16 protein-coding genes are annotated in these 23,092 nt (G+C 53.6%); 8 read left to right on the top strand and 8 right to left on the bottom strand.

Translation table 11 applies throughout. The features are described 5' to 3' along the window. The first annotated feature begins 41 nt into the window (after window positions 1–41). On the top strand, window positions 42–2,585 hold the full coding sequence (locus tag DW350_RS12095) for a TonB-dependent receptor (protein ID WP_192954669.1): 2,544 nt from the start codon (window positions 42–44) through the stop codon (window positions 2,583–2,585). 47 nt (window positions 2,586–2,632) lie between these two features. Here the strand turns inward: DW350_RS12095 and DW350_RS12090 are convergent, their stop codons facing one another. The 3 genes from DW350_RS12090 to imuA are packed head-to-tail and all read right to left on the bottom strand — an operon-like array spanning window position 2,633 to window position 7,697. Further along, complete coding sequence (locus DW350_RS12090) at window positions 2,633–5,662, bottom strand: error-prone DNA polymerase (protein ID WP_115719111.1); 3,030 nt, start codon at window positions 5,660–5,662, stop codon at window positions 2,633–2,635. Next, window positions 5,662–7,038 carry a Y-family DNA polymerase gene (locus tag DW350_RS12085; RefSeq protein ID WP_115719110.1) on the bottom strand — a complete coding sequence of 459 codons (1,377 nt, stop codon included), beginning with the start codon at window positions 7,036–7,038 and terminating at the stop codon, window positions 5,662–5,664. Before DW350_RS12085 ends, DW350_RS12090 begins: the two co-directional genes overlap by 1 nt. Then, window positions 7,038–7,697 carry a translesion DNA synthesis-associated protein ImuA gene (imuA, locus tag DW350_RS12080; RefSeq protein ID WP_115719109.1) on the bottom strand — a complete coding sequence of 220 codons (660 nt, stop codon included), beginning with the start codon at window positions 7,695–7,697 and terminating at the stop codon, window positions 7,038–7,040. Before imuA ends, DW350_RS12085 begins: the two co-directional genes overlap by 1 nt. 256 nt (window positions 7,698–7,953) lie before the next feature. Between imuA and fabV the strand changes: the two genes are divergently transcribed. From fabV to DW350_RS12060, 4 genes are all read left to right on the top strand, one after another. Beyond that, a complete protein-coding gene (gene fabV / locus DW350_RS12075) occupies window positions 7,954–9,156 on the top strand; it encodes an enoyl-ACP reductase FabV (protein WP_115719108.1) in 1,203 nt (400 codons plus the stop codon). 181 nt (window positions 9,157–9,337) lie between these two features. After that, a complete protein-coding gene (locus DW350_RS12070; protein ID WP_115719107.1) occupies window positions 9,338–10,696 on the top strand; it encodes a class II fumarate hydratase in 1,359 nt (452 codons plus the stop codon). Continuing rightward, window positions 10,693–11,637 carry a CorA family divalent cation transporter gene (locus DW350_RS12065; protein ID WP_115719106.1) on the top strand — a complete coding sequence of 315 codons (945 nt, stop codon included), beginning with the start codon at window positions 10,693–10,695 and terminating at the stop codon, window positions 11,635–11,637. The genes DW350_RS12070 and DW350_RS12065 overlap by 4 nt, the downstream gene beginning before the upstream one ends. 47 nt (window positions 11,638–11,684) lie before the next feature. Further along, a complete protein-coding gene (locus DW350_RS12060; protein WP_115719105.1) occupies window positions 11,685–12,047 on the top strand; it encodes a hypothetical protein in 363 nt (120 codons plus the stop codon). 24 nt (window positions 12,048–12,071) lie between these two features. Here DW350_RS12060 and DW350_RS12055 read toward each other — a convergent pair whose 3' ends face one another. After that, window positions 12,072–12,890, bottom strand: a complete 819-nt coding sequence (locus DW350_RS12055; protein ID WP_115719104.1) for a M90 family metallopeptidase — start codon at window positions 12,888–12,890, stop codon at window positions 12,072–12,074. Between the two features lie 118 nt (window positions 12,891–13,008). Between DW350_RS12055 and DW350_RS12050 the strand changes: the two genes are divergently transcribed. From DW350_RS12050 to DW350_RS12040, 3 genes are all read left to right on the top strand, one after another. After that, complete coding sequence (locus DW350_RS12050; RefSeq protein WP_115719103.1) at window positions 13,009–13,422, top strand: CBS domain-containing protein; 414 nt, start codon at window positions 13,009–13,011, stop codon at window positions 13,420–13,422. Window positions 13,423–13,531: 109 nt separating this feature from the next. Next, a complete protein-coding gene (gene hrpA / locus DW350_RS12045) occupies window positions 13,532–17,389 on the top strand; it encodes an ATP-dependent RNA helicase HrpA (RefSeq protein WP_115719102.1) in 3,858 nt (1,285 codons plus the stop codon). A gap of 76 nt (window positions 17,390–17,465) precedes the next feature. Then, window positions 17,466–18,083 carry an ankyrin repeat domain-containing protein gene (locus tag DW350_RS12040; protein ID WP_192954668.1) on the top strand — a complete coding sequence of 206 codons (618 nt, stop codon included), beginning with the start codon at window positions 17,466–17,468 and terminating at the stop codon, window positions 18,081–18,083. Window positions 18,084–18,123: 40 nt separating this feature from the next. Here DW350_RS12040 and DW350_RS12035 read toward each other — a convergent pair whose 3' ends face one another. From DW350_RS12035 to rimO, 4 genes are all read right to left on the bottom strand, one after another. Continuing rightward, window positions 18,124–18,525, bottom strand: a complete 402-nt coding sequence (locus DW350_RS12035) for an Hsp20/alpha crystallin family protein (protein WP_115719100.1) — start codon at window positions 18,523–18,525, stop codon at window positions 18,124–18,126. Window positions 18,526–18,662: 137 nt separating this feature from the next. Continuing rightward, window positions 18,663–19,853, bottom strand: a complete 1,191-nt coding sequence (locus tag DW350_RS12030; protein ID WP_115719099.1) for a class I SAM-dependent rRNA methyltransferase — start codon at window positions 19,851–19,853, stop codon at window positions 18,663–18,665. Between the two features lie 93 nt (window positions 19,854–19,946). Next, a complete protein-coding gene (locus DW350_RS12025) occupies window positions 19,947–21,455 on the bottom strand; it encodes a methyl-accepting chemotaxis protein (RefSeq protein ID WP_115719098.1) in 1,509 nt (502 codons plus the stop codon). 144 nt (window positions 21,456–21,599) lie between these two features. After that, on the bottom strand, window positions 21,600–22,916 hold the full coding sequence (gene rimO, locus DW350_RS12020; protein ID WP_115719097.1) for a 30S ribosomal protein S12 methylthiotransferase RimO: 1,317 nt from the start codon (window positions 22,914–22,916) through the stop codon (window positions 21,600–21,602). Window positions 22,917–23,092: the final 176 nt, after the last annotated feature.

Below are 23,092 nucleotides of genomic sequence, written 5' to 3'. Positions count from 1 at the left end.
CTCGCTCTTTAATGTGGCGCCACCTAAACAAGGACAGGTCAATGAAAACGCAACAACACGCAATAAGATCGGCGACGAAGCCTTTGGGGTATTCGGCACTCTTTCTCGCGCTTTTCAGTGGTGCTGTTCACGCTGAACAGGAGGCGGATAACAGCAAAGAGGCTGCGTCGTCCAAGCCTACCGATGTCATCGTGGTGACATCACAAAAACGCACCCAAAACGTGATGGATGTGCCGGTACCGGTTGATGTGGTCAGTGGCAGCCAACTGAAAGAAACCGGCTCGGTGTCATTAGGTGATATGTCTGATTACACCCCGGGTTTTAGCTTCAGTAAAAACGAAGTGGTACAAGGCACAGCTACCATGCGCGGTATTTCCAGTAGCAATATCAGCACCGGTGGCGACCCTTCCGTTGCTGTATTTTTTGACGACTTTTATATGCCGCGGGCTGCGCAAAGTGTGCTGTTTTCTGACCTGCAACGGGTGGAAGTATTAAAAGGCCCACAAGGAACATTGTTTGGAAAAAACGCCGCCGCCGGTGTGGTGAGTATTTATCCCAATGAACCCAGTGATGACGTCGACGGTTATCTTGACGTACGGCTAGGAGACTATTCGTTACGGCGGATAGAGGGCATGGTCAATTTGCCACTCACCGACACCCTTTACTTGCGGGTTAATGGCATTACCAACCAGCGTGACTCCTACGTTGATAACGAAAACAGCGATTACAACGGTGATGAGCTGGGTAACCGTGACCACCAAGCCGCACGGGTGGCGATGTTATGGAAGGCAACTGACAGCACCAGCTTGCAGTTGGCATACGATTGGGACCATCTGCATCAAGGCTATTCGGCGCAGTTAGGGGTAAGTGACTACGCCTACAGCACCGATCCTGCATCACGAAAAATGGCCAGTGACGTTGATGACGGCCATGAATGGCGCGACATGAGCGCGATCTCCATGAAGCTCAACCACACCTTTTCCGATAAATGGTCGGGTAAATTCATTAGTAGCTACCGGGAATGGGAAGCGTCAGGCAAGGATGACACCGACGGCACCGCTGACATTACCCGGTATGTGGATACCATCAACTATGAAGACTCTGACATTTTCTACAACGAAGTGCAGTTTAACTACCAAGGCGACAGGCTCAGCTATGTGGGCGGTGCGACTTACAGCAAGGAAAATGTCTACCAAAAAACCACGGTAGAACTGACGGTTGATACCGTTGAGCGCCTGGTTACTGAAAGCCTTAATGACACCTTGGTCAGTACCATGCAATCTCTCGGCTACGACGATGCCACCATCGCTTCTCTAGGGCTACCGGTTGACCATATCTGGAATGCTTCCGACTGGGGCACTGTCTTGAGCGTGATGTCGCAAGCCGACCCAAGTGTGAACAGCCTTCTGAGCGCGATGGGCAGTTCGGCCTTTGATCCGGGTCTTGCCGATGCCATTACCGCCACCGGCGATTTGTCCTATCAGGCGATGTCAGAAGCGTTGGGGGAATCGGCGCTGCTGGGCCCCAGTTACAGTGGGCAGTATTGGGGGGAGAACGTCGCTAACCGAGGCGACTTTACCAGTTACGGCGTGTATTCGGATTTTGATTACAAAATCAATGACAAGTGGGGCGCCATTTTTGGCCTTCGCTACAGCTATGATAAAAAGAAATTCAGCTGGAAAATCACCGAAAACACCGTTGACGGCATTAGTCTGCCCAGCATGGTTGATCAGCTCTTCCCACTGGTTGATAACCTTGAAGCCAGCCATAACTGGAGCAAATGGACAGGCCGGGTAGGCGGGCGTTATCACATCAACGAAAATCAAATGGCTTATTTAACCTATTCAACAGGTTACAAAGCCGGCGGTTATGACTCGCTCGACGTTACCACTGCCGAAAATCCCTTCAAGCCAGAAAGCGTGAAAGACATTGAACTGGGTTATAAAGCCTCACTGTTTGATGTGCTGCGGGTGCAATTAGATGTGTACAACATGGATGTTGATAACCGTCAGCAAAGCGTGAACAGCATGCTGCCAGGCTCGTCGGCATTGGTGCCGGTTATTATCAATGGCGACCAAAAAATAAAGGGCTTGGAGATGTTGCTGGATTGGCAGGCCACCGACAACGTCAAGCTGGGTATGGTAGGGGAATATCGCCATACCAAATCCGACTGGAATGATTACTACAACTCGGAAGGGCAATTGGTAACCGACGAAAGCCATTCCTCGGATGTGTTTGACTACACCCTGACGTTTGATTATTTCCCCAGTTTGCGGTTGGCCGCTGGCACCTTTAAATTCCACATGGATTATGTGTTTGCCGAAAACACCGCCAAAGATGACCCTGATCTGCTCCCTATCGCTTATCAAATTCCGGATTATTTTAATGACACCAAGGATTTAAATGCCCAGCTTAGCTGGTTTAGTAGTGACGACCACTGGCAAGTGTCTATTTGGGGTAAAAACCTGCTGGATAACACCACGCTTTATAACTTAGGTGGCTTTGCCGCCGAAATTCTCGATACCCCAACGGTTAGGGTGAATGATCCCCGTACTTATGGGCTTGACGTCCACTATCGCTTTTAACCGACAACACTCCCCCAACCAAAGCCCGGCCGACGCCGGGCTTTTTGCTAACGAAAGTCCCGCGAGGGAACCGGCAAAGCATCTAGCCAGTCGCTGCGGTCTGTCAGCCGCCCGGCCATGACATGCACAATGGCGCCTTCTTTTTCAACGATCCCCGCCACTTCTAATAAGCGAGCTTTTAAAAAGGCTTGGCGCTGATGGTGGGCTGTTGCCGCCCACACCACCAAGTTTATGTTGCCGGTTTCATCTTCCAGGGTCACAAAGGTAACGCCTGAGGCAGTTCCCGGTCGCTGGCGACCTGTGACTAACCCCGCCACGTGTACGGCCTGCCCGGACACGCAATCGCTAAGATCAGCGGCGCTCAGGGTTTTACTAAAGCGCCCTTGGCGGCGCAGCAGTGCCAGGGGATGACGGCCGAGAGTTAAACCGAGCTGCTGGTAGTCGGCCTGCATCGCTTGCTCGGCGCTAGGGGCAGCAAGCGCAGTGGTGATGTCGTCTGGTTCGCTTTGCTCGGCAAAAAGCGGTAGCTGCTCGCCTAAGCGAGCCCGTTGCCAGGCAGCCTGGTAGCGGTGCTGGTAAAGCGTATCTAAGGCGCCACTACTGGCGAGTAGCTCCTGTTGCGCGCGGGGTAGGGCAGCAAGAGCCTGCTGCAAGCCATGTTGGTGGCGAGCCATCACAAACTGGCGAAGCGCCGCGTCATTGCCGCCTTTTATTAAACAAAGGCCCAGTCGCAGGCGGCCATCTTGTAAGCCATGTTCATAGTCAGAATCGCTGGCACTCACCGGCAGCACCTCAACACCATGGCGCTTGGCGTCCTGCACCAACTGCGAAGGTGTATAAAAGCCCATGGGCTGGCTGTTGAGTAGCGCACAGCAAAAAGCGGCCCGGTGGTGACATTTTAGCCAAGCCGACACATAAACCAGCAGTGCAAAGCTGGCCGAGTGCGACTCAGGAAAACCATAACCGGAAAACCCTTTTATTTGCTCAAAAATGCGCTCGGCAAAGGCCGGTTCATAGCCGTTATCTTGCATGCCCTTGATGAGTTTTTGCCTGAAGGCCTCAATGTGGCCATTACGGGACCAATTGGCCATAGCGCGGCGTAGTTGGTCGGCTTCACCGGCACTAAAGTTTGCCGCCACCATGGCGATTTCAATCACTTGTTCTTGAAATAGGGGCACTCCCAAGGTGCGTTTTAAAACCTTCTCAAGGGCGCTTGACGGGTAACTAACAGCTTCTAAGCCATCGCGGCGTTTTAGGTAGGGGTGCACCATGTCACCTTGTATTGGCCCCGGTCGCACTATGGCGACTTCAATCACCAAATCATAAAAGCAGGCCGGTTTTAAGCGGGGCAGCATGTTGCTCTGGGCCCGGGATTCCACCTGAAAGACGCCAACGTTGTCAGCTTTTTGCAGCATCGCATAAACGGCTGGGTCACCTTGGGGAACATTGGCTAACGTGAGCGACGGCCCGCCATGGTGCTTAATCAGCGCAAAACACTTACGAATGGCGGTTAACATGCCAAGTGCCAGCACATCGACTTTCATCAGCCCCAAGCTTTCTAAGTCGTCTTTATCCCATTGAATAACAGTGCGCCCGGCCATGGAGGCATTTTCCTGGGGCACCAGTTGGTCAAGCGGCCCCTGGCTAATAACAAAGCCGCCCACATGTTGGGAAAGGTGCCTTGGAAAGCCAATCAGCTCGTCAACCAATTCAATAAAATCGGGCCAAAGCCCGCCACGGTTTGCGCACAAACGTTTTAGCTGTTCACGCCAAGGTTCAAGCTTATCCCGGCCATCCAGTTGGCTAAGCAAGCTTTCAATCATGGCGGTTTCTAGGCCCAGCGCTTTACCGATATCGCGAATGGCACTCTTGCGCCGATAACTCACAACCGTGGCTGTTAATGCGGTGCGGGTACGGCCATAACGGCGGTAGATATATTGAATAACTTCTTCGCGCCGCTCATGTTCAAAATCCACGTCAATGTCGGGCGGTTCTTGGCGCTCTTTAGAGATAAAACGTTCAAAAAGAAGGTTGCCTTGCTCTGGGTTAACCGCGGTTATTCCTAAGCAAAAACACACCGCCGAATTGGCGGCCGAGCCACGCCCCTGGCAAAGGATCTGCTGCTGGCGGGCAAAGTTAACAATGTCGTAAAGGGTTAAAAAGTAATGCTCATAGCCCAGTTCGGCAATGAGCCCCAGCTCCTTGGTGATAAGCGCCTTTACTTTCTCTGACGCACCCTGCGGGTAATGGCGCGCCAGTCCTTTATTTACCTCTTGTGCCAGATATTGGCTGGCGCTAAGGCCGGCGGGTAGCCATTCATCGGGATAGCGGTAATGCAGCTCGGTCAGTGAAAACTGGCAACGGTTGGCAATGCGGCAGCTTTCTGTCAGCCATTGCTTCGGGTAGCGCTGTTGCAGTGTATCGAGTGGCAGTAAAACCGCTTCACGGTTAGCACTGAGCTTCCAACCTGCCGTTTGTACCGTGCAGTGGTGGCGAAGGGCGCTCAGGCAGTCGAGTAAGCGCTGGCGCTTGGGGCTATGCATCCTTACCTTGGGCGCCGCTACTACCGGCAATTGTTGCGCTTGGGCAAAAGCGGTTAAGCGTTCAAGCTTAATATCTTCCTCTGGCAGCAGGTATCGGCCTAAGGCTAACCACAGGCGGCCTTGAAAATGTGCTTTAAGCCAGTTGGCCGAAGCCGTGTCAGCCTCATTTGGGTGCCAAAGCACGAAACAATATTGCAGGTGCTGAAGGTGGTTGCGCTCTAGCCGGTATTGCCCCTTCGGCGCTTGGCTTCGCCCTTGGCTGATCAGCGCACACAGTTCTTGGTAGGCCTTTAAGGTCGGCGCAAGCAGCGTTAGCCTCAGGCCATCTTCCAGTGTGAAGTGGCTGCCAATAATGAGTTTTATGGTGCTGTCTTTGGCGGCTTCAAAGGCCCTTACCACCCCTGCCACCGAGCATTCGTCGGTTATGGCAATGGCCTCATAACCCAGCTGCTGCGCGGTTTTCACTAACTCCTGGGGGTGAGAAGCCCCCGTTAAAAAACTGAAGTTAGTCAGGGTACAAAGCTGGGCGAACATTAGCCAAACCAGCCATGCAGATACCAGGCATCATCCTTGTCTTTAAATATCCAGCAAAGGCCACCTGTGGGGTGGCGGGCAATAAAGTAATCACGGCAAATACGGTGTTGCCACCAACCATTTTCCAATCGTTCAGGCCCGCGAATAATGTCTGGCGCGTCGCGCAGTGGCTCAGGTTTTGGCAGCAGCCACAGGGGGCGTAGTGCTGGCGCTGGCTCCACGGCGCAGCTTTCGCCGGGCCTTACCCATAAAAAGGCTTGTTCGGGGCTGTGGTTGGCATTAAGGCATAGCCCTTGTACGGCGTGTTCCCCCAAACGGGTAATTAAGCGCCCTAATAAGGGTTCGTCCGGGCGCTGGGCGGCAAATAATGGGGCGCTTCTTTGCTCTTTGGGGCTCAGCTGCTGGGCTTGCAGTGTCAGGGCGGTGACGGGAGCATCCAGCAGCAGCTTTTCCAAGCGTAGCCGGGCTATTTCTTGCCAATCTTCGCTGCGCCAAAGTGCTTCTGCGCCCCGTAGCAGTAGGGTTAAGGGCGGTCGCTGCCGAAAAGTCAGGGTCAGCTGTAACTGGCTACAGGCCAATTGCCGCTTTTCTAAAAATAACGCCAAGGCTTTTAATTGCCGGCTCAGGGGAAAAAGTAGCCCTTGGGCTTGCTCTACATCCAGGCTAAAAGCGTGCTCTTGTAAGAATGACTCTGGTGGATGATAAAGCTGGCGAGGCTCTTTTAAGCTGCCATCAAGGCGGCCAAGTACGGAGAGTAAAGGCGCGCCATAACGTTTGCCCAGCTCCATGCGCGGCAGTGCTAGCAGTTGGCCAATGCGGTTAAGCCCGGCACGTTGTAAGCGGTTTTGTAGTAGCTGTGGTAATTCCAACGCACTAACTGAAAGGTCGGCAATCATGGCTTTGGCTTGGTGAGAGGGCAGGGGGCCCATATCAACCATGGCCAGCAGTTTTGCCGCTAAAGGGGTATCTCCAACACCGGCATAAAGCTGGTGGCCTAACTGCTGATAGCTATCACACAGGCAAGCTAGCAGGGCTTGGTCGCTACCATAAAGGCGCTGCATTGAAGACAGTTCAATCAGCAAACCTGCCGGCGGTTGCAAGCTTAAAGGCCCTGCAAGGTCGTAGCCAGCTTGGGCCAGGGTTAACAGCCCTTGGCTTAATTGCAAGGGTGAGGTGGGCACCTCAATTAAATCTGGGCACAGCGCCAGCGCACTGCTGAGCTTCATACCCGCTTGTACACCCTGCGCTAAAGCTTGCTGGCTTGCGCAGCTCACAAACCCCTGTTTGTCCAAGGTGATCTTGGGGGCTGGTATACCAATGCCTGCACTGCCCAGTTCTAAGGCTAGGTTGGGAAAATGCAGGTAAAGCCAGCGCATCAGCCTTCCCAGGGGCCTTGAACAATGTTGTCTTGGCCACGAATGGCGTGCTCACCAAGATTGATAGGTTGGCTCGGTACCGGCCAGCCACCTTTGCGTTTATCAACTCCGATATTTACAACATTTTGCTGGCGCTGCAGAGAAAGCCTCAGTGCTGCAGGGCTTTGAGCGCGCTGGCGGCGGTAAAAAAACACCCCCAAGCAATCGCCTTTTTGTGCAGCCAGTTGCAAGCGGCGTATTTGCGGGTCGCTGACTTCGCGGGGCCAAGCCAACACCGCACTACAGGTACCGCTTTTAAGGGCTTGTTCTAAGGTCCACAACTCGTCTTTGATTTTTGACGGGTGAATAACCAGCACTCGGGATAAATCCACGCCCATGGCTGCCAGGGCCGGGCCGTAGGGAATGTGCGGCGGAGCTATAAAAATTAGCCAACGCTTTTCTTGGGAAAGCTTGGCCAGCATTGGCATTAATAAGCGCAGTTCGCCAATACCGTCTTGGTGATAGTGAATTTCGGTAATGGCGCCTTTTGGGAGACCCTGGCCAGGTAAGTGCTGGTCAAGTTCTTGATAGCCGGTAGCGTAGGCAGGCACTTGCTGTTGCCAATGACGACCGGTCCAGACGGTGTTGTTTTGCAGCAGTTGATTCAAACGCGGGTCCATGGGTCTCTCCTGGTTACTGTAATCATATACAGTGTATGGATATACAGTAATTGCTGTATGGACTGCTGGCAAGGGGGTTGGTTAAAAAAAGATCCATCAGTTGTCAAAAATTGCTGTTTGCTCAGCACTTTTTTTGGTGAGTGTTTGGGTCGCTAAAGTAAGGAAACCGCGCAAGCGGTGAAGGTGATCGGATGTTTGTCTTAGATAAAATGGGCTAACATCAGCGCTAATTGTGAAACGAACACACGGACCCCTCATGATTATCAAGCCCAAGATCCGTGGCTTCATCTGTACTACTGCCCACCCAAAGGGTTGTGAAGCCAACATTCTGGAACAGATCAATTACACAAAAGAGCATCCCGCCATTGAAAATGGCCCCAAGCGCGTCTTAGTTATTGGCAGCTCTAGCGGCTACGGTATGCCGTCTCGTATCGCTGCCACCTTTGGTGCTGGCGCTTCAACGCTGGGCGTTTTCTTTGAAAAGCCTGCAACAGATACCAAACCCGGTACCGCCGGTTACTACAACGCTGTTGCTTTCGATAAGCTGGCAACCGAAGCGGGCTTTTATGCCAAGTCTATTAATGGCGATGCTTTCTCTAACGAAATCAAGCAAAAAGCCATTGAAGTAATTAAGGAAGACCTGGGGCAAATTGACCTGGTGGTGTATTCCATTGCTTCGCCAGTGCGCAAACTGCCCGATAGCGGTGAACTGGTGCGCTCCACCTTGAAACCCATTGGCAAGCCCTACAGCGCCACTGCCGTTGATACCAACAAAGATGAAATCATCTCGGTGGATGTGGAGCCAGCCAACGAGCAGGAAATTCAAGACACCATCACCGTGATGGGTGGCCAAGACTGGGAGCTTTGGATCAAAGCCCTTAACGACGCTGGCGTGCTGGCAGACGGTTGCAAGTCTGTAGCTTATAGCTACATCGGCACCGAAATTACCTGGCCTATCTACTGGCATGGCACCATCGGTAAAGCGAAAGAAGACCTTGACCGTGCGGCGGCCGCTATTGATGCGCTGCTCAAAGGCACCGGCGGCGAAGCCCACGTGGCGGTTCTTAAGTCGGTGGTTACGCAGGCCAGCTCTGCCATTCCGGTTATGCCGCTCTACATCGCCATTGTTTACAAGGTGATGAAGGAAAAAGGCTTGCACGAAGGCACCATGGAGCACGTGTTCCGTCTCTTTAGCCAGCAGCTTTATAAAGCCGATGGCAGCGCCTGCGATACCGACGATATGAACCGTATCCGCATGGACGATTGGGAGCTGCAAGAAGACGTGCAAAACGCCTGTAAGGCGCTGTGGGACAAAGTGACCACCGAAAACCTGCGCGAAATCACCGACTACGACGGTTACAAAGAAGAGTTCCTGAAACTCTTCGGCTTTGGCTTGGACGATGTTGACTACGAAGAAGACGTCAGCACCAACCCGCCGCAGCACTTTATGGAAGTATAAAAAAGGGCCTTCGGGCCCTTTTTTACTGCCTGGCCGATAAGGCTAATCGTCAAATTTACGGTTAGCTGTTAAAGCCCTTGTTTACCGCCGCTGGCGTTACCAACAAAGCTTAAAGCCAACAAAGGACTGGAGTGACAACCACTTGCCTTCGTGGCAGGGTGAATACAAAAGGAGGTAGATCATGGCTAAAGTGATGAAAGACTCATTGGGTGAGGTCAGCCTTCCTGACAACGCCCTTTATGGCCCACAAACCCAGCGGGCCGTTGATAACTTCCAGCTCTCTGGGCAACCCATGCCCTGGCGTTTTCTCGCCGCCCTTATCGAAATCAAGCGTGCTGCCGCGCAAACCCATTTAACCCTTGGTTTGTTGGATGACACCAAGGCCAAGGCCATTATTACAACCGCTGACAAGCTCCTGGCCGACAAGCCTTTAGAAGCCTTTCCGGTTGAGGTTTTTCAAACCGGCTCTGGCACTTCCAGCAATATGAACGTCAACGAGGTGATTGCCAATCTGGCGGGCCACGACGTGCAGCCTAACGACGATGTCAACATGGGCCAAAGCTCTAACGACACGGTGCCGTCGGCGCTGCAAATCTCGGTATTGACCGGGCTTGAAAAGGTATTGCTGCCAAAGCTTAACCACCTTATTAAAGCCATTGAAAAGAAAGCGGCTAGCCTCGATGACGTAGTGAAAACCGGCCGCACCCATTTAATGGACGCCATGCCGCTAACCTTTGGCCAGGAGCTGACCACTTGGCAGGTGCAGTTAGAGCAAGTGGAAGATGACATTCGCCATGCCATTAAGCGCTTAGCCAAGCTGCCGCTGGGTGGTACCGCCGTTGGCACCGGCATTAATGCTCACCCCAAACTGGCTGGCGGGGTTTGTGTGCGGTTGTCTGAGCGGATGCACCTTCATGTTGAAGCCCATGAATGGCCCTTTGCACACATGGCGGCGCAAGAAGCGCCTTTGGCCGCATCGGCGGCCATGCGCCAGCTGGCGGTGGCACTGATGAAAATCAGCAATGATTTGCGCTGGATGAACTCGGGGCCGCTGGCCGGGCTTGGGGAAATCAGCCTAACGGCCTTGCAGCCCGGCTCAAGCATTATGCCCGGCAAGGTAAACCCGGTTATCCCGGAGGCGCTTACCATGATTAGTGCCCAGGTTATTGGCCTTGATAGCGCTAATACCCTGGCTGCGCAAAGCGGTAACTTTCAGCTTAATGTCATGCTGCCGCTGCTGGCACATAACCTTAACCAGATGGTCGACATTCTGGCTAACGGCTGCGAGCACCTGGCCGACAAAGCCATTGCCGGATTTACCGTTAACCAAGACCGGCTTAACGAAAGTTTGGACAAAAACCCAATATTGGTAACTGCGTTAAATAGTGAGATCGGCTACCTTAAAGCGGCAGCCATTGCCAAGAAGGCCTATGCCGAAGGTCGCCCCATTTTAGAGGTGGCCAAGGAAGAAACCAGCTTAGGTGAAGCGCAATTAAAAGAGTTACTGGATCCCAAAAAGCTTTGTAGGCCTCAGGAATGACAGAATACGGATACTGGCTTGATAGCCGGCAAGCGGTTGATACGAATAACCGCATCGATGCGTTAACCCAGGAGCAGCCCTTGTGGCTGCACCTGGATAGAACCCAAGATTTTACTGGCAAAGTATTAAAAAAATGTTTTCCGCGCTACTTGGTTGAGGCGGCGTTAGTGGATGAAACCCGTCCGCGCTGGCAGTACGACGCCGACGGCACTTTGCTGCTTATTATGCGTGGCATCAACTTTAACCCCGGTAAAGAAGCCGAAGACATGGTGTCGGTGCGTTGCCTGGTTAACGACAAGCGGCTTATTACCCTAGCTGGGCAAGGCTTAAAATCGGTCTCTGAAGCCAGCGACAAATTAGGCCGGCTTACCGACCCAAGCAGCACCTGGCTGGTGCTGGGCGATATTCTTCGCAACTTGGTGCGAGGCGCCGATGAACATTTAAAGCGCCTGACCGAAGGCCTTTTAGATATGGAAATGGCTTGGCTTGAAAGCAAACACGACCTGCGCAACCCCATTTTAGTGTTAGAGCGGCGGCTATTGAGCCTGCGCCGTTATATCGAGCCGCAACAAGAAATGCTCGAAGAACTCACCGACGAGCTTGAAGACGACCTGCCCGCCGAACCACTGCGGCTGCTGCAAGAGGTGCAAGACCGCATGACGCGGCTCTTGGAAAGCCTTAACTTGTTGCGTGAACGGGTGAAATTATTGCGTGACGATATGAACGCCGAGCGCGACGCGCAAATGAATAAAACCCTATATATGTTGTCGATTATCACGGCATTGTTCTTACCGCTGTCGGTTATCACCGGCTATTTCGGGATGAACGTTGGCGGCTTGCCCTGGGTGGAAGACAAAGCCGGTTGGATTTGGGTGAGCCTGATGATGCTGGTGTGCCTGGTGTTCTCTGGCATTGTGATGTGGTGGCGGCGTTTGTTCTAAGCGGCTATCATGGCGCGGTTTTCCATTCACGCATACGGGAGTGACCCATGCTTAAGCCGCGTCAGCAGGCAAAAACTGTTGTTAATCGTCCCCAACTGAGCCTGAGCCCTGAGTTGAAAGTGCTGGGTAAAGACGAGCTGGATCTCACCCAGGCTGTTATCGACGACTTTGGCTGGCAAAACGGTGACCAACTGCTGGTAAGCCCTGAAGGCAGCAGTTTGCTGGTTACCAACCTGTCCCAGCGCGATGTGGCCCAGGCCCGCTTTAACCGCGAAGCCCGCAGCCTAATCAATGCGCTGGAAAGCGACGAGTCACCGCTGCGCCGAGTGCGGGTGTTCTTCAAAGGCAATCTGGTACAAGTGCTGGAAGCCGATGAGCATGAGTGCGACGAGAACTGCAATCACGATTAAAAAAACCGCCCTTGGGCGGTTTTTTTAATGCCAAAGCCGGGTGTTCAAGCCATAAAAATGCTCTAGCGCTTGGTACATATCAGGCTCGTGCTCATAAAGCGCCTGGCCTTGTTCAAAAAACACTTCCGATACCACCGCAAAAAACTCTGCCGGATTGGTGGCACCATAAGGGTCAATCAGGCCGCGATGGCCGTGAAAGGTAGCTTCACAATGGCGGCGAAAAGCATGGCTAAAAACCTGCTGCCATTGCTGCGCTTCCGGTATGCTGCGTTGCAACGGTGCCCCGGTGGCAAAGCCTTTGGCTTGGTCTAACTGGTGGGCAAATTCATGCACCACCAGGTTTTGGCCGTCAAAGGGGTGCTCTGCTGAGCGCAGGCAGCCTTGCCAGCTTAGAATGACCCGGCCATCACCCCAAGATTCTCCGGCCAAATGTTTACCCTGCATATCGACAATGCCGCCCGGCAGGTGCTGCGGCATTTTATTGATAAAGTCCCCTTCAAAAAGATACACGCTATGCACCGTGGGGTAGGCCGGTTCGTCCCTTCCCAGCAGCAGCAGGCAAGCCTGCGCCGCCACTAAATGGCGCATGCGGGCGGTCACGGTTAAGCCGTCACAGCCAATAAAATCAATGCGGCTTAAAAAGGCCTGCATCAAGCCGTCGAGCTTTTGCCGCTGCGCCGCAGGTAAGCGCAAATAAAGCGGCATGTCAGTTGCCAACTGGCGACGGTCAGTCTCGCTCAGAGGCTTTTCCCGGCGCCGATAAAAGCGCTTTTTTAATTGCTCACCGTAAAGCCACCAGGCAATTAACAACAGGGCCAGTACTACAAGGGTCACTATCGCCATTGGCGCTTCCTTTTTATGGTTTCAACCAAGGTGGGGACGCTTTGGTGAAATTGCAAGCATCCGGCCAAGAGCTGCCTATGCTTAAAGGGTTAGGGGAGACACAAACACGAGGTTCACTATGCAATCTTTGATCATCAGAGACCATATGCAGCACCGGCCACTGACCTTACATCCAGATATGCCCATAGCCACCGCTGTTGAAAAACTGCTGGCTGGCCAGCAAACCGGGGCGCCTGTTGTGGATGCCAATAATCACTTGGTTGGTTTTGTTTCCGAGCAAGACTTTTTAGCCAAAATGGTGGAGTGCAGTTATCACTGTGAAACCGTAGCGAAGGTTGACGATGTCATGCGTACCGAAGTGCTTACCGTGGCGCCAAATGATTCGGTGTTTGAGCTGGCGCAGCGAATGACCGCCCAAAAGCCGAAGATTTACCCGGTGGTTGAGGCCGGTATTTTGGTGGGCATTATTAACCGCCGCCAAGTGTTAGTGGCCATCGATAAAAACATGCACGACTGCTACAAAGCCAGCTGATGGTGAGCCGCTTCGTAGCAAACTGCGAAGCGGCTACGGTTAGCGCCTTTCTCCTGGGCTGACAATCCAGTAGCATTGGGCCGTTTCCTTTCTAGCCCAAGCGAAGTTGATGTCTGACTCTACTCCACATATTTCCTTAGACGATGTTCCTAGCCTGGACCGCGTGCGGCTGCGCCGCCGTATTGATGGCGCTTTGAAGATAAAAGATCCCAGCAAGCAAGCCGCTACCTTGGCGATGCTGCAAAAGGAAGTGGATAAAGCCCGCGAACGCCTGCTCGCCCGTAAAAATCGCCAGCTGCATTTGGATTACCCGGCGCAGTTGCCGGTGGTGGCGGCGCGCGACGACATTAAAAAAGCCATCAGTGAAAACCAAGTGGTGATCATTGCCGGGGAAACCGGCTCTGGCAAAACCACCCAGCTGCCCAAAATTTGCCTGGAGCTTGGCCGCGGTATTGACGGCCTTATTGGCCACACCCAGCCTAGGCGGCTGGCGGCACGCTCGGTGGCGGCAAGGCTGGCAGAAGAGCTACAAAGTGAGTTGGGCGGCTTGGTGGGCTACCAGGTGCGTTTTACCGACCACACCCGGGCACAAACCTGCATCAAATTGATGACCGACGGTATTTTGCTGGCGGAAATTCAAAAAGATAAGCTGCTGCGCCGCTACGACACCCTTATTATTGATGAAGCTCACGAGCGCAGCCTCAATATCGATTTCCTGCTGGGGTATATCCGCACCATTTTGCCCAAGCGTCCGGATCTTAAGGTGATTATCACCTCGGCCACCATCGACCCAGAGCGCTTCTCTCGCCACTTTAATGATGCTCCGATGCTGGAAGTGTCGGGCCGTACTTACCCGGTAGAAGTGCGTTATCGGCCCATTACCGAAGACGAAAAAGAAAAAGACCAGCTACAAGCCATTTTTGATGCGGTCGATGAGCTTTACCGGGAAGGACCCCATGGCGACATTCTGATATTCATGAACGGTGAGCGGGAAATTCGCGACACCGCCGATGGGTTGGAAAAACGCAAACTCCGCCACACCGAAGTATTGCCGCTGTTCTCACGGCTTTCGGCTGCCGAGCAAAACCGCATTTTTGCTCCCCATGGCGGGCGGCGCATAGTGTTGGCCACCAACGTTGCCGAAACCTCATTAACGGTGCCGGGCATTAAATATGTTATCGATCCGGGCACTGCCCGCATCAGCCGTTACAGCTACCGCACCAAGGTGCAGCGGCTGCCCATTGAAGCCATCAGCCAGGCCAGCGCCAACCAGCGCAAGGGCCGCTGCGGCCGTACCGAACCGGGCATTTGTGTACGGCTTTACAGCGAGGAAGACTTCACCGGCCGCCCCGAATTTACCGAGCCGGAAATTCTGCGCACCAATCTTGGCGCCGTTATTTTGCAAATGCTGTCGTTGGGGCTGGGCGATATCGAAGCTTTCCCCTTTGTGGAAGCGCCCGATAGCCGCTTTGTAAAAGACGGCCTTAACTTGCTGGACGAGCTTGGCGCCATTGATGGCCGCCAACTCACCGACATTGGCCGCCAGTTGGCTAAATTGCCGGTAGACACTCGCTTGGCCCGCTGCCTGGTGGAAGGTGCCAAACGCGGCGCCTTAAAAGAGTTACTGATCATCGCCGCCGCCCTTGCCATTCAAGACCCGCGCGAAAGGCCGCTGGATGCCAAACAAAAAGCCGACGAGCAGCACCGCCGCTTTGCCCACCCCGAGTCTGACTTTTTTGCCTTTGTGAACCTCTGGGCCTACATGGACGCCCAGCAACAAGCGCTGTCTAACAACCAGTGGCGCCGGCTTTGCCAGAAAGAATTTTTAAACTACGTGCGCATGCGCGAATGGCAGGATTTGGCTGAGCAGTTAAAAGAGTTCTGTGACGAGCTGGGTTTTAAAGAAAACAGCGAACCGGCCAGCTATGAAGCCATTCACCAGTCGCTGCTGGCGGGGCATTTGTCCAATCTGGGTTTTAAAGATAAAGACCGCGAATACCTAGGGGCGCGGCAAAGCCGTTTTCTGCCGTTTCCAGGCTCGACCATCGATAAAAAGCCCAAATGGCTAATGGCGGCAGAACTGACTGAAACGTCGCGGCTTTTCGCCCGAACCCTGGCCAGAGTCGAGCCGGAGTGGGCCGAAGAACTGGCGGGCGATAGAGTTAACCGCAACTACTTTGAGCCTCACTGGGAGAAAAACCGCGCCAATGTCGTGGCCTATGAGCAGGTCAGCCTTTATGGCTTGGTATTGATCCCGCGGCGGCGTATCGACTATGGCCGCATTGACCCGGTAGAAGCGCGGGCCATTTTTATTCGTAGCGCCCTGGTAGAAGGGGAGTTTCGCTGCCGGTTACCCTTTTTTAAACACAACCAGCAGATCATCAAAAACCTCGAAGGGCTGGAAGATAAATCGCGCCGCCGCGACATTCTTATCGAAGACGACACCCTTTTTGATTTATACGACGCTAGGCTTCCGCAAAACGTCTTTGACGGCCGCAGTCTTGACCATTGGTGGCGGCGCACCGATGAAAAAGCGCAGCAGGCGCTGTTTTTCACCGAACAAGACTTACTGGCCCAAGATACCGACCACGTTACCGAAAACGCCTTTCCCAATAGCTGGGCCCAGGGCAATTTACGGCTGGCTTTGAAATACCGGTTTGAACCCGGCCAGGACGACGACGGGGTAACGGTACAAATTCCACTGGCGGCGCTCAACCAGGTGGAGCCCGACGGCTTTGACTGGCAAGTGCCGGGCCTGCGTGAAGAGTTGGTTATTGCCTTGATTAAAGGGCTACCCAAGCCGGTTAGGCGTAACTTTGTGCCCGCACCTAACTATGCCCAAGCGGCCCTTGGCCGCATGCCACTACTGGACGGGCGCCTGATTGAAAAGCTGGCCGACACCCTGCGGCAAATGACCGGTGTGCGCACCGAGGTTGAGCTTTGGGAACAGTCGGCCATTGCCGAGCACCTGAAAATGCGTTTTGCCGTTATCGACGAAAACGGCAAACAGTTGGCGGCCGGGCGCGACCTGTTAGCCCTTAAAGCCAAGCTAAAGGGCGAGGTAAAAGCCACCTTGTCACAGGTGGCCACGCCAGGCATTGAAAAGGCGCAACTGACCGAGTGGAGCTTTGGCGAACTGCCGGCCGTGTTTGTGGAAAAACGTCAAGGCCTTGAAGTTAAAGCCTATCCGGCGCTGGTTGATGAAAAAGACAGCGTGGCAGTCAAGCTTTTTGACAGCCCCTTCGCCCAGCAATCCGCGCAGCAGCAGGGGCTTAGGCGGTTACTGCTATTAAATGTGCCGTCGCCGATTAAGCACTTGCAAGACACCTTGCCCAACAAGGCCAAACTGGGGCTCTACTTTAACCCCTTTGGTAAAATCAGCGACCTGATTGACGACTGCATCAGCGCCGCCGTTGACAGCCTTATCGCCGGGCAAGATTGCCGCGATGCCAGTGCTTTTACCGCCCTGAAAGACAAGGTGCGAAGCGAGCTTAACGACAGCGTGGTCGAGATAGCCAAACTGGTTGAGCAAATTTTGGTGCGCCATAACGCCATTCGTAAACGCCTTAAGGGCAAAACGGATTTATCGATGGTGCGGGCCCAGGCCGACATTCAAAGCCAATTAGACGGCCTGGTGTTTAAAGGCTTTGTGGCCGCCACCGGTGCGAGCAGGCTGAAAGATTTAACCCGCTATCTTGACGCCATTGAGCGACGCCTTGAAAAGCTGCCCATCGACCCAAACCGGGACCGGGTGCATCAAGGCAAGGTAGAAAATGTGCTGGAAAAACTGGCGCAATACCGAACGCGCATTGCCAAGGGCCAACCGCAACCGGCTTGGCTCAATGAAGCACGCTGGATGGTAGAAGAGCTTAGGGTCAGTTATTTTGCCCAGCAATTGGGCACGCCTTACCCCATTTCTGATAAGCGTATTTGGAATTTCTTAGAAGAAAAGGCCAAGGGCGGCTAAATAAAACGGCAACAGTTAAGGTGCGCCTTGGTTATTTGCAGCTAAGGTTGTGAAAAGCCTGCTAAAAGGAACGAACGTGGACAAAGCCACCTTTTTTAATGCCATAGGGCAGGGCAATGAACTCAAAGTGGTTGAACTGCTAAAAGAACGCCCGGGGCTGATCGCCTGCCGGTTAGACGGCGTTAGCCCGGTGCTTTATGCCTGCTATCTGGGGCATTTTATCCTGGCCCAGGAACTGGCCACCCGGGTGGATTTGGACATATGGGAAGCCGCCGCGCTTAATGATGTCGAGGCCATTAACCGGGTGCTTGATGAAAATGCCGCCCTGGTGTCGCTGTTGGCCCGCGACGGCTTTAGCCCGCTGCATCTGGCCGCCTTTTTCGGAGCCGTTGAAGCCCTGGCGTTGCTGATTGAAAAAGGCGCTGACGTTAACCTTGCTGCCGATAACGACACCGCGGTGCGGCCGCTGCATTCGAGTGTGGCCGGGGTTAGCGCGCCCCTTCGGCTTAGCTGCTCCGGTGCTTTGCTGGCGGCGGGGGCGGATGTAAACGCCAAGCAAACCGGCGGCTTTACCGCCCTGCACGGTGCTTACCACCAAGCTGATGAGCCTTTAATTGCCTTGCTATTGGCCCACGGCGCTGATGCGAATGCCAAAGCCGACGACGGCCGCTTACCGGCCGAGGCCACAGCATAAAAAAAGCCCCGCGATGCGGAGCTTTTTTGTGCAGCGGATATTAGTGCACTTCGATGCGTTTAGGTTCTTGAATTTGTTTTGATTTTGGCAGCGCTAAAATCAACATGCCGCTATCAAAACGCGCTTCAATGCTGCCAGCATCAATGTTATCGGGCAGGGTGAAGCTGCGGCTAAATTTACCGTAACTGCGCTCGCTGCGATGGTTCTGACCTTTTTCTTCGCGAGAGCGTTCACCGCTCACGGTTAGCACCCCTTGGTGCACCGCCACTTCAATGTTTTCTTTGGCGATACCAGGCACTTCAAAAGCCAAGTGAAAAGCGTTGTCGTCTTCGTCGATATCAACGGCCGGCAACCAGCCACTTTGCTCCCGGTTTTGGCGCTGGAAGTAGCGGTTAAAAAGGCTGTCCATCTCTTTGAACGGGTCCCAAGTTACCAATGACATACTTACCTCCATACTCAATGGGTCTCGATAACTTATATGGAGCCGGGCAAAGTGTTTTCAAGCTTTTTGCTGATGCTTTTTTGCGCTAAATCAATTTCTGTTGGTAATAAAAAGCCCCGCTTAAGCGGGGCTTTTTATTAGTCCATTTGCAGCACCAGACCTTTTAAATACAGCCCTTCGGGGTAGTGAATATTCACCGGGTGGTCGGCGGCTTGGCTTAAAAAGCGCAGAATTTGCGCGTCGCGGCCGGCATCTAACGCGGCGTCGGCCACCAGTTTTTGAAAGAGGCTTTGCTCCATTAATCCGGAGCATGAAAAGGTCAGCAAGATGCCGCCGGGGCGCAGCAGCTTCATGGCATGCAGGTTAATGTCTTTATAACCGCGACAGGCCGATTTGAGGTTGGCTTTGGAATCGACAAATTTCGGCGGGTCTAGCACGATAACGTCGAATTGGCGGCCTTCTTCGGCGTAGCGGCGCAACAGGGCAAAAACGTCTTCTTTAACGAAGTCGCACTGGCTGGCCTCAAGGTCATTGAGGGTAAGGTTGTCGGCGGCCAGTGCCAGGGCCGACTCCGACACATCAACCTGGGTAACGTGTTTGGCGCCACCTTTTAAGGCGTAGGTGCCAAAGCCGCCGGTGTAAGAAAAGCAATTAAGCACTTCCTTACCGGCCACATAAGGCAATACCGCGGCGCGGTTGTCGCGCTGGTCCAGGTAATAGCCGGTTTTATGGCCTTGAATGAGATCCACCCACAGCTTAATGCCGTTCTCGGTAATGGCCACTTTTTCCGGCAAGGTTCCCGCGAGGGTTTGCACCAAGGGTTGCAGTTCTTCCTTGCGCCGCACTTCCACGTCGGACCGTTCGTGAATAACGCAGCCGGGAAAGCGCGCGGTTAAGGCATCAACAATGGCTTGGCGCCATTGGTCGGCACCGATAGACAATAACTGGCAGACCAGTACGTTGTCGTAACGGTCGATGGTAATGCCGGGCAGACCGTCAGACTCGGCCGCGACCACCCGGTAACCGCTAATACCTTCACGTTCTACCATGCCTTGGCGGCGCTCGTCGGCAGCGGTGATACGGCGGGCAAAAAACGCGGCATCAACCTTTTCTTTTTCATCAAAGGTCCAGACCCTGGCGCGAATTTGTGAGGCCGGGGAATAGGCAGCCCGTGCCAGCCAAACGCCGTCGTGGCTGTATATTTCCACGGTGTCACCGGCTTTGGGCTTGCCTTTAATGTGGTGCACGGCACCGGCGAAGATCCAAGGATGGCGGCGCTTAACGGACTTTTCACGGCCTTCGGCCAAAACCAGGGCATTGCGGGGCATAGGGCTGCCTTGTGGCAAATATCAGGGGCCGAGATTGTAGCAAATAAAAAGCCGGGCAGGGCCCGGCTTTACTGTGCTGTAAGGGAAAAGGCGTTAGATGGTGAGGCCTTTGAGAATATCGCTTAACGAATCGGATAGCTTCGTTAGCTGGCGGGTGCCTTCGGCATTTTCCTTAGCGGCCTTTTCCACTTCCAGCGATTGCTGGCGCACCGCCGAGATATTTTGGGCAATGTCTTCGGCCACCGCGCTTTGTTCTTCGGCGCTGGCGGCAATTTGCGCCATCATCGAGAACACTTGCTCGGAGTGGCGGTTAATAGTGGTTAGGTCGTCTCCGGCCTGGGTAACCAGCACGCCGCTGTGTTCGGCCTGCTGCACGGTTCTGTCCATAATGCGAATGGCATCACCGGTGCCTTTTTGCAGCACTTCAATCATTTTTTGAATTTCTACCGTGGCTTGCTGGGTGCGGCCTGCCAGGGTTCGCACCTCGTCTGCCACCACGGCAAAGCCGCGCCCTTGCTGGCCGGCTCTGGCTGCTTCAATGGCCGCATTAAGTGCCAGCAGGTTGGTTTGCTCGGAAATGCCATTGATGGTGGTGACCACGGCATCAATTTGGCTGGCATTGCTGTTGACCTTGGTTACTGCATCTGAAGCGCCAAAAATTTCTTTAGAGAGTGTCTCGATGGCATCAATGGTGTTACGAACGTTCTTGGCACCTTTTTGCGATTCGTTAGAGGCGTTTTGGGTTTCACCCGAGGCATCTTCGGCGTGATGGGCCACTTCTTTGACGGTGGCGCTCATCTCTTCCATGGCGGTGGCTAGCGAATCAAGGCTTTGGCGCTGGGCCTTGGCTAAGCGTTCGGTGTTTATCGCTTCGGTGCCAAACATGTCGGCGCTGCCTGCCAGTGAGTCTGAGCTGTCTTTAACCAGTTTAACCAAGCGGTGCTGGCGTTCGGCCAGTTTGTCGATAGCGATGGCGAGAATCGAAAATTCGTCCCGTACCGGGTGAAAATTCAGGCGATAGGTTAAATCGCCGTCGGCAACCCGGGTTAAGGCCTGCACCTGGCTATAAAGCGCGCCGCTAATAAAAGTGGAGGTGTAGTAGGTGATAATGCCAAGCACCACCAAGGCGATGATAAGCAAAATTAAATAATCTTTACTGGTATGCCAGAAACCGGCGTGGGTAAGGGGGCGCTGCAGCGCCAGTTGCCAGCCTTTGTTGGGTACGGTGGCGGCAGCAAGCACTTGCTCGTTTTCAATTAAGGCATGTTGATTAAGGCGGGTTAAATCCCCCGAAAGCTGGCCGGAGAACCCGGCAAACGGTTGGCCGTTTTGATTGTAAAAGCTAAGGTCGTCGCCAGCGGCTTGCACCACGGCAATGGCTTGTGGTTGGTTGAGTACTGACAGGGAGCGGGCGAGGGTTTGTACTTCACTTAAGGCTTGGTGGCGCTGCTCGTTATTAAAGGCATTGAAATCACTGTGGATACCGATGGTGGCGAGGATCACCATCATTATCATGGGCAGGCCGAACAGGAGGTTGAGTTTTTCTTGTAGTTTGAGGTGGACAAGGTATTTATCTACCCACCGAAATTTAACTTCACGCATGATATTTCCCTTATTTACAGCAATGGTTATCGGTGTTTAATCCTGTGCCGGATTTTTGACACTCTAACCAGGCTGTAGCAAGGAACATGCCTGTTTAAATCAATAAGTTGTAAAAAAGCCGGGCTTGGCCCGGCTTTTTGGCGTTCACAGCTTGCTGCCCCAAAGGTCGTATTCGTCGGCGTTTTCAATATTCACCTTAACGATATCGCCGGGTTTGACGTTGGCCTCGCCATTTAAATACACCACGCCGTCAATTTCAGGGGCGTCGCCTTTGGTGCGGCCAATGGCGCCTTCCTCGTCTACTTCGTCAATCAGCACCTCCTGAATGGTGCCAATTTTGCGCTGTAATTTGGCGCTACTGATGCGCTGCTGGGCTTCCATAAAGCGGGCAAAGCGCTCTTCTTTTACCGCCTCATCAACGGGGTTTGCCAAGGCGTTGGCAGCGGCGCCTTCAACCGGGCTGTATTTAAAGCAGCCCACGCGGTCGAGCTCGGCTTCTTCGATAAAGTCGAGCAGCATTTTAAAGTCGTCTTCGGTTTCACCCGGGAAGCCGACAATAAAGGTGGAACGCAGCGTTAAATCGGGTACGTCTTTGCGCCAGCGCTGAATGCGCTCCAAGGTGCGCTCCACCTGGCCGGGGCGCTTCATTTTTTTCAAAATATCGGGGCTGGCATGCTGCAATGGCATGTCCAGGTACGGCAACACCTTGCCTTCGGCCATCAGCGGAATAACGTTATCCACGTGCGGGTAAGGGTATACGTAGTGCAGGCGCGTCCAGATACCTAACTCGCCAAGAGCTTCAGTGAGCTGGTACATGTCAGATTTTACCGGCCGACCATTCCAAAAATCGGTACGGTGCTTGATATCAACGCCATAAGCCGAGGTGTCTTGGCTGATAACAAGCAGCTCTTTAACGCCAGCGTTGGCCAAGCGCTCAGCTTCGCTAAGCACTTGTCCCACTGGCCGGGATACCAAGTCGCCGCGCATGCTGGGAATAATGCAAAAGCTACAGCGATGATTGCAGCCTTCAGAGATTTTTAAATAGGCGTAATGGCGTGGGGTAAGCTTTACCCCTTGTGGCGGCACCAAGTCGGTAAAAGGGTTATGGCTTTGGCGCTGGGGTAGATGCTGGTGCACGGTGTCGAGCACGGCTTCATAAGCATGGGGGCCGGTAATACCAAGCACGTGCGGGTGGATCTGGCGAATGTCATCTTCTTTGGCGCCCAGACAGCCGGTAACAATGACCTTGCCGTTTTCATTTAAGGCTTCACCAATGGCATCCAGCGATTCTTGTACGGCGCTGTCGATAAAACCACAGGTGTTGACGATCACCAGATCGGCGTCGTTGTAGCTGGGTACGATGTTATAACCCTCAACCCGCAGTTGGGTCAGGATCCGCTCGGAATCCACCAGGTTTTTTGGGCAACCCAGGCTCACAAAGCCGACGGTCTGATTACTCATGCTTAACCTCAATAAAAGTGCCGCCAAAAAGGCGCCATATTCTAGCCAAGTCTGCGCGGCGTTGCATCCGGCACATCCAAGGTTGTGATCGGTTGTGCAGCAAAACGAACAAACTGATTCCTTTTTCTGGGGTTATTAATTTTGCGGACTGATCTATCATTGCACCCCCAAACGGC

The sequence above is a fragment of the Gallaecimonas mangrovi genome, assembly GCF_003367375.1.
GTDB classification, from domain to species: domain Bacteria; phylum Pseudomonadota; class Gammaproteobacteria; order Enterobacterales; family Gallaecimonadaceae; genus Gallaecimonas; species Gallaecimonas mangrovi.
The sequence above is the reverse complement of the archived record's forward strand: the minus strand, read 5'-3'. Positions and strand labels throughout refer to the sequence as shown.

Bases quoted from the DNA above. Each gene is read 5' to 3' on its own strand.
- DW350_RS12095 (WP_192954669.1), top strand. From the start codon at position 42: ATGAAAACGCAACAACACGCAATAAGATCGGCGACGAAGCCTTTGGGG.
- DW350_RS12090 (WP_115719111.1), bottom strand. From the start codon at position 5,662: ATGTTCGCCCAGCTTTGTACCCTGACTAACTTCAGTTTTTTAACGGGG.
- DW350_RS12085 (WP_115719110.1), bottom strand. From the start codon at position 7,038: ATGCGCTGGCTTTACCTGCATTTTCCCAACCTAGCCTTAGAACTGGGC.
- imuA (WP_115719109.1), bottom strand. From the start codon at position 7,697: ATGGACCCGCGTTTGAATCAACTGCTGCAAAACAACACCGTCTGGACC.
- fabV (WP_115719108.1), top strand. From the start codon at position 7,954: ATGATTATCAAGCCCAAGATCCGTGGCTTCATCTGTACTACTGCCCAC.
- DW350_RS12070 (WP_115719107.1), top strand. From the start codon at position 9,338: ATGGCTAAAGTGATGAAAGACTCATTGGGTGAGGTCAGCCTTCCTGAC.
- DW350_RS12065 (WP_115719106.1), top strand. From the start codon at position 10,693: ATGACAGAATACGGATACTGGCTTGATAGCCGGCAAGCGGTTGATACG.
- DW350_RS12060 (WP_115719105.1), top strand. From the start codon at position 11,685: ATGCTTAAGCCGCGTCAGCAGGCAAAAACTGTTGTTAATCGTCCCCAA.
- DW350_RS12055 (WP_115719104.1), bottom strand. From the start codon at position 12,890: ATGGCGATAGTGACCCTTGTAGTACTGGCCCTGTTGTTAATTGCCTGG.
- DW350_RS12050 (WP_115719103.1), top strand. From the start codon at position 13,009: ATGCAATCTTTGATCATCAGAGACCATATGCAGCACCGGCCACTGACC.
- hrpA (WP_115719102.1), top strand. From the start codon at position 13,532: ATGTCTGACTCTACTCCACATATTTCCTTAGACGATGTTCCTAGCCTG.
- DW350_RS12035 (WP_115719100.1), bottom strand. From the start codon at position 18,525: ATGTCATTGGTAACTTGGGACCCGTTCAAAGAGATGGACAGCCTTTTT.
- DW350_RS12030 (WP_115719099.1), bottom strand. From the start codon at position 19,853: ATGCCCCGCAATGCCCTGGTTTTGGCCGAAGGCCGTGAAAAGTCCGTT.
- DW350_RS12025 (WP_115719098.1), bottom strand. From the start codon at position 21,455: ATGCGTGAAGTTAAATTTCGGTGGGTAGATAAATACCTTGTCCACCTC.
- rimO (WP_115719097.1), bottom strand. From the start codon at position 22,916: ATGAGTAATCAGACCGTCGGCTTTGTGAGCCTGGGTTGCCCAAAAAAC.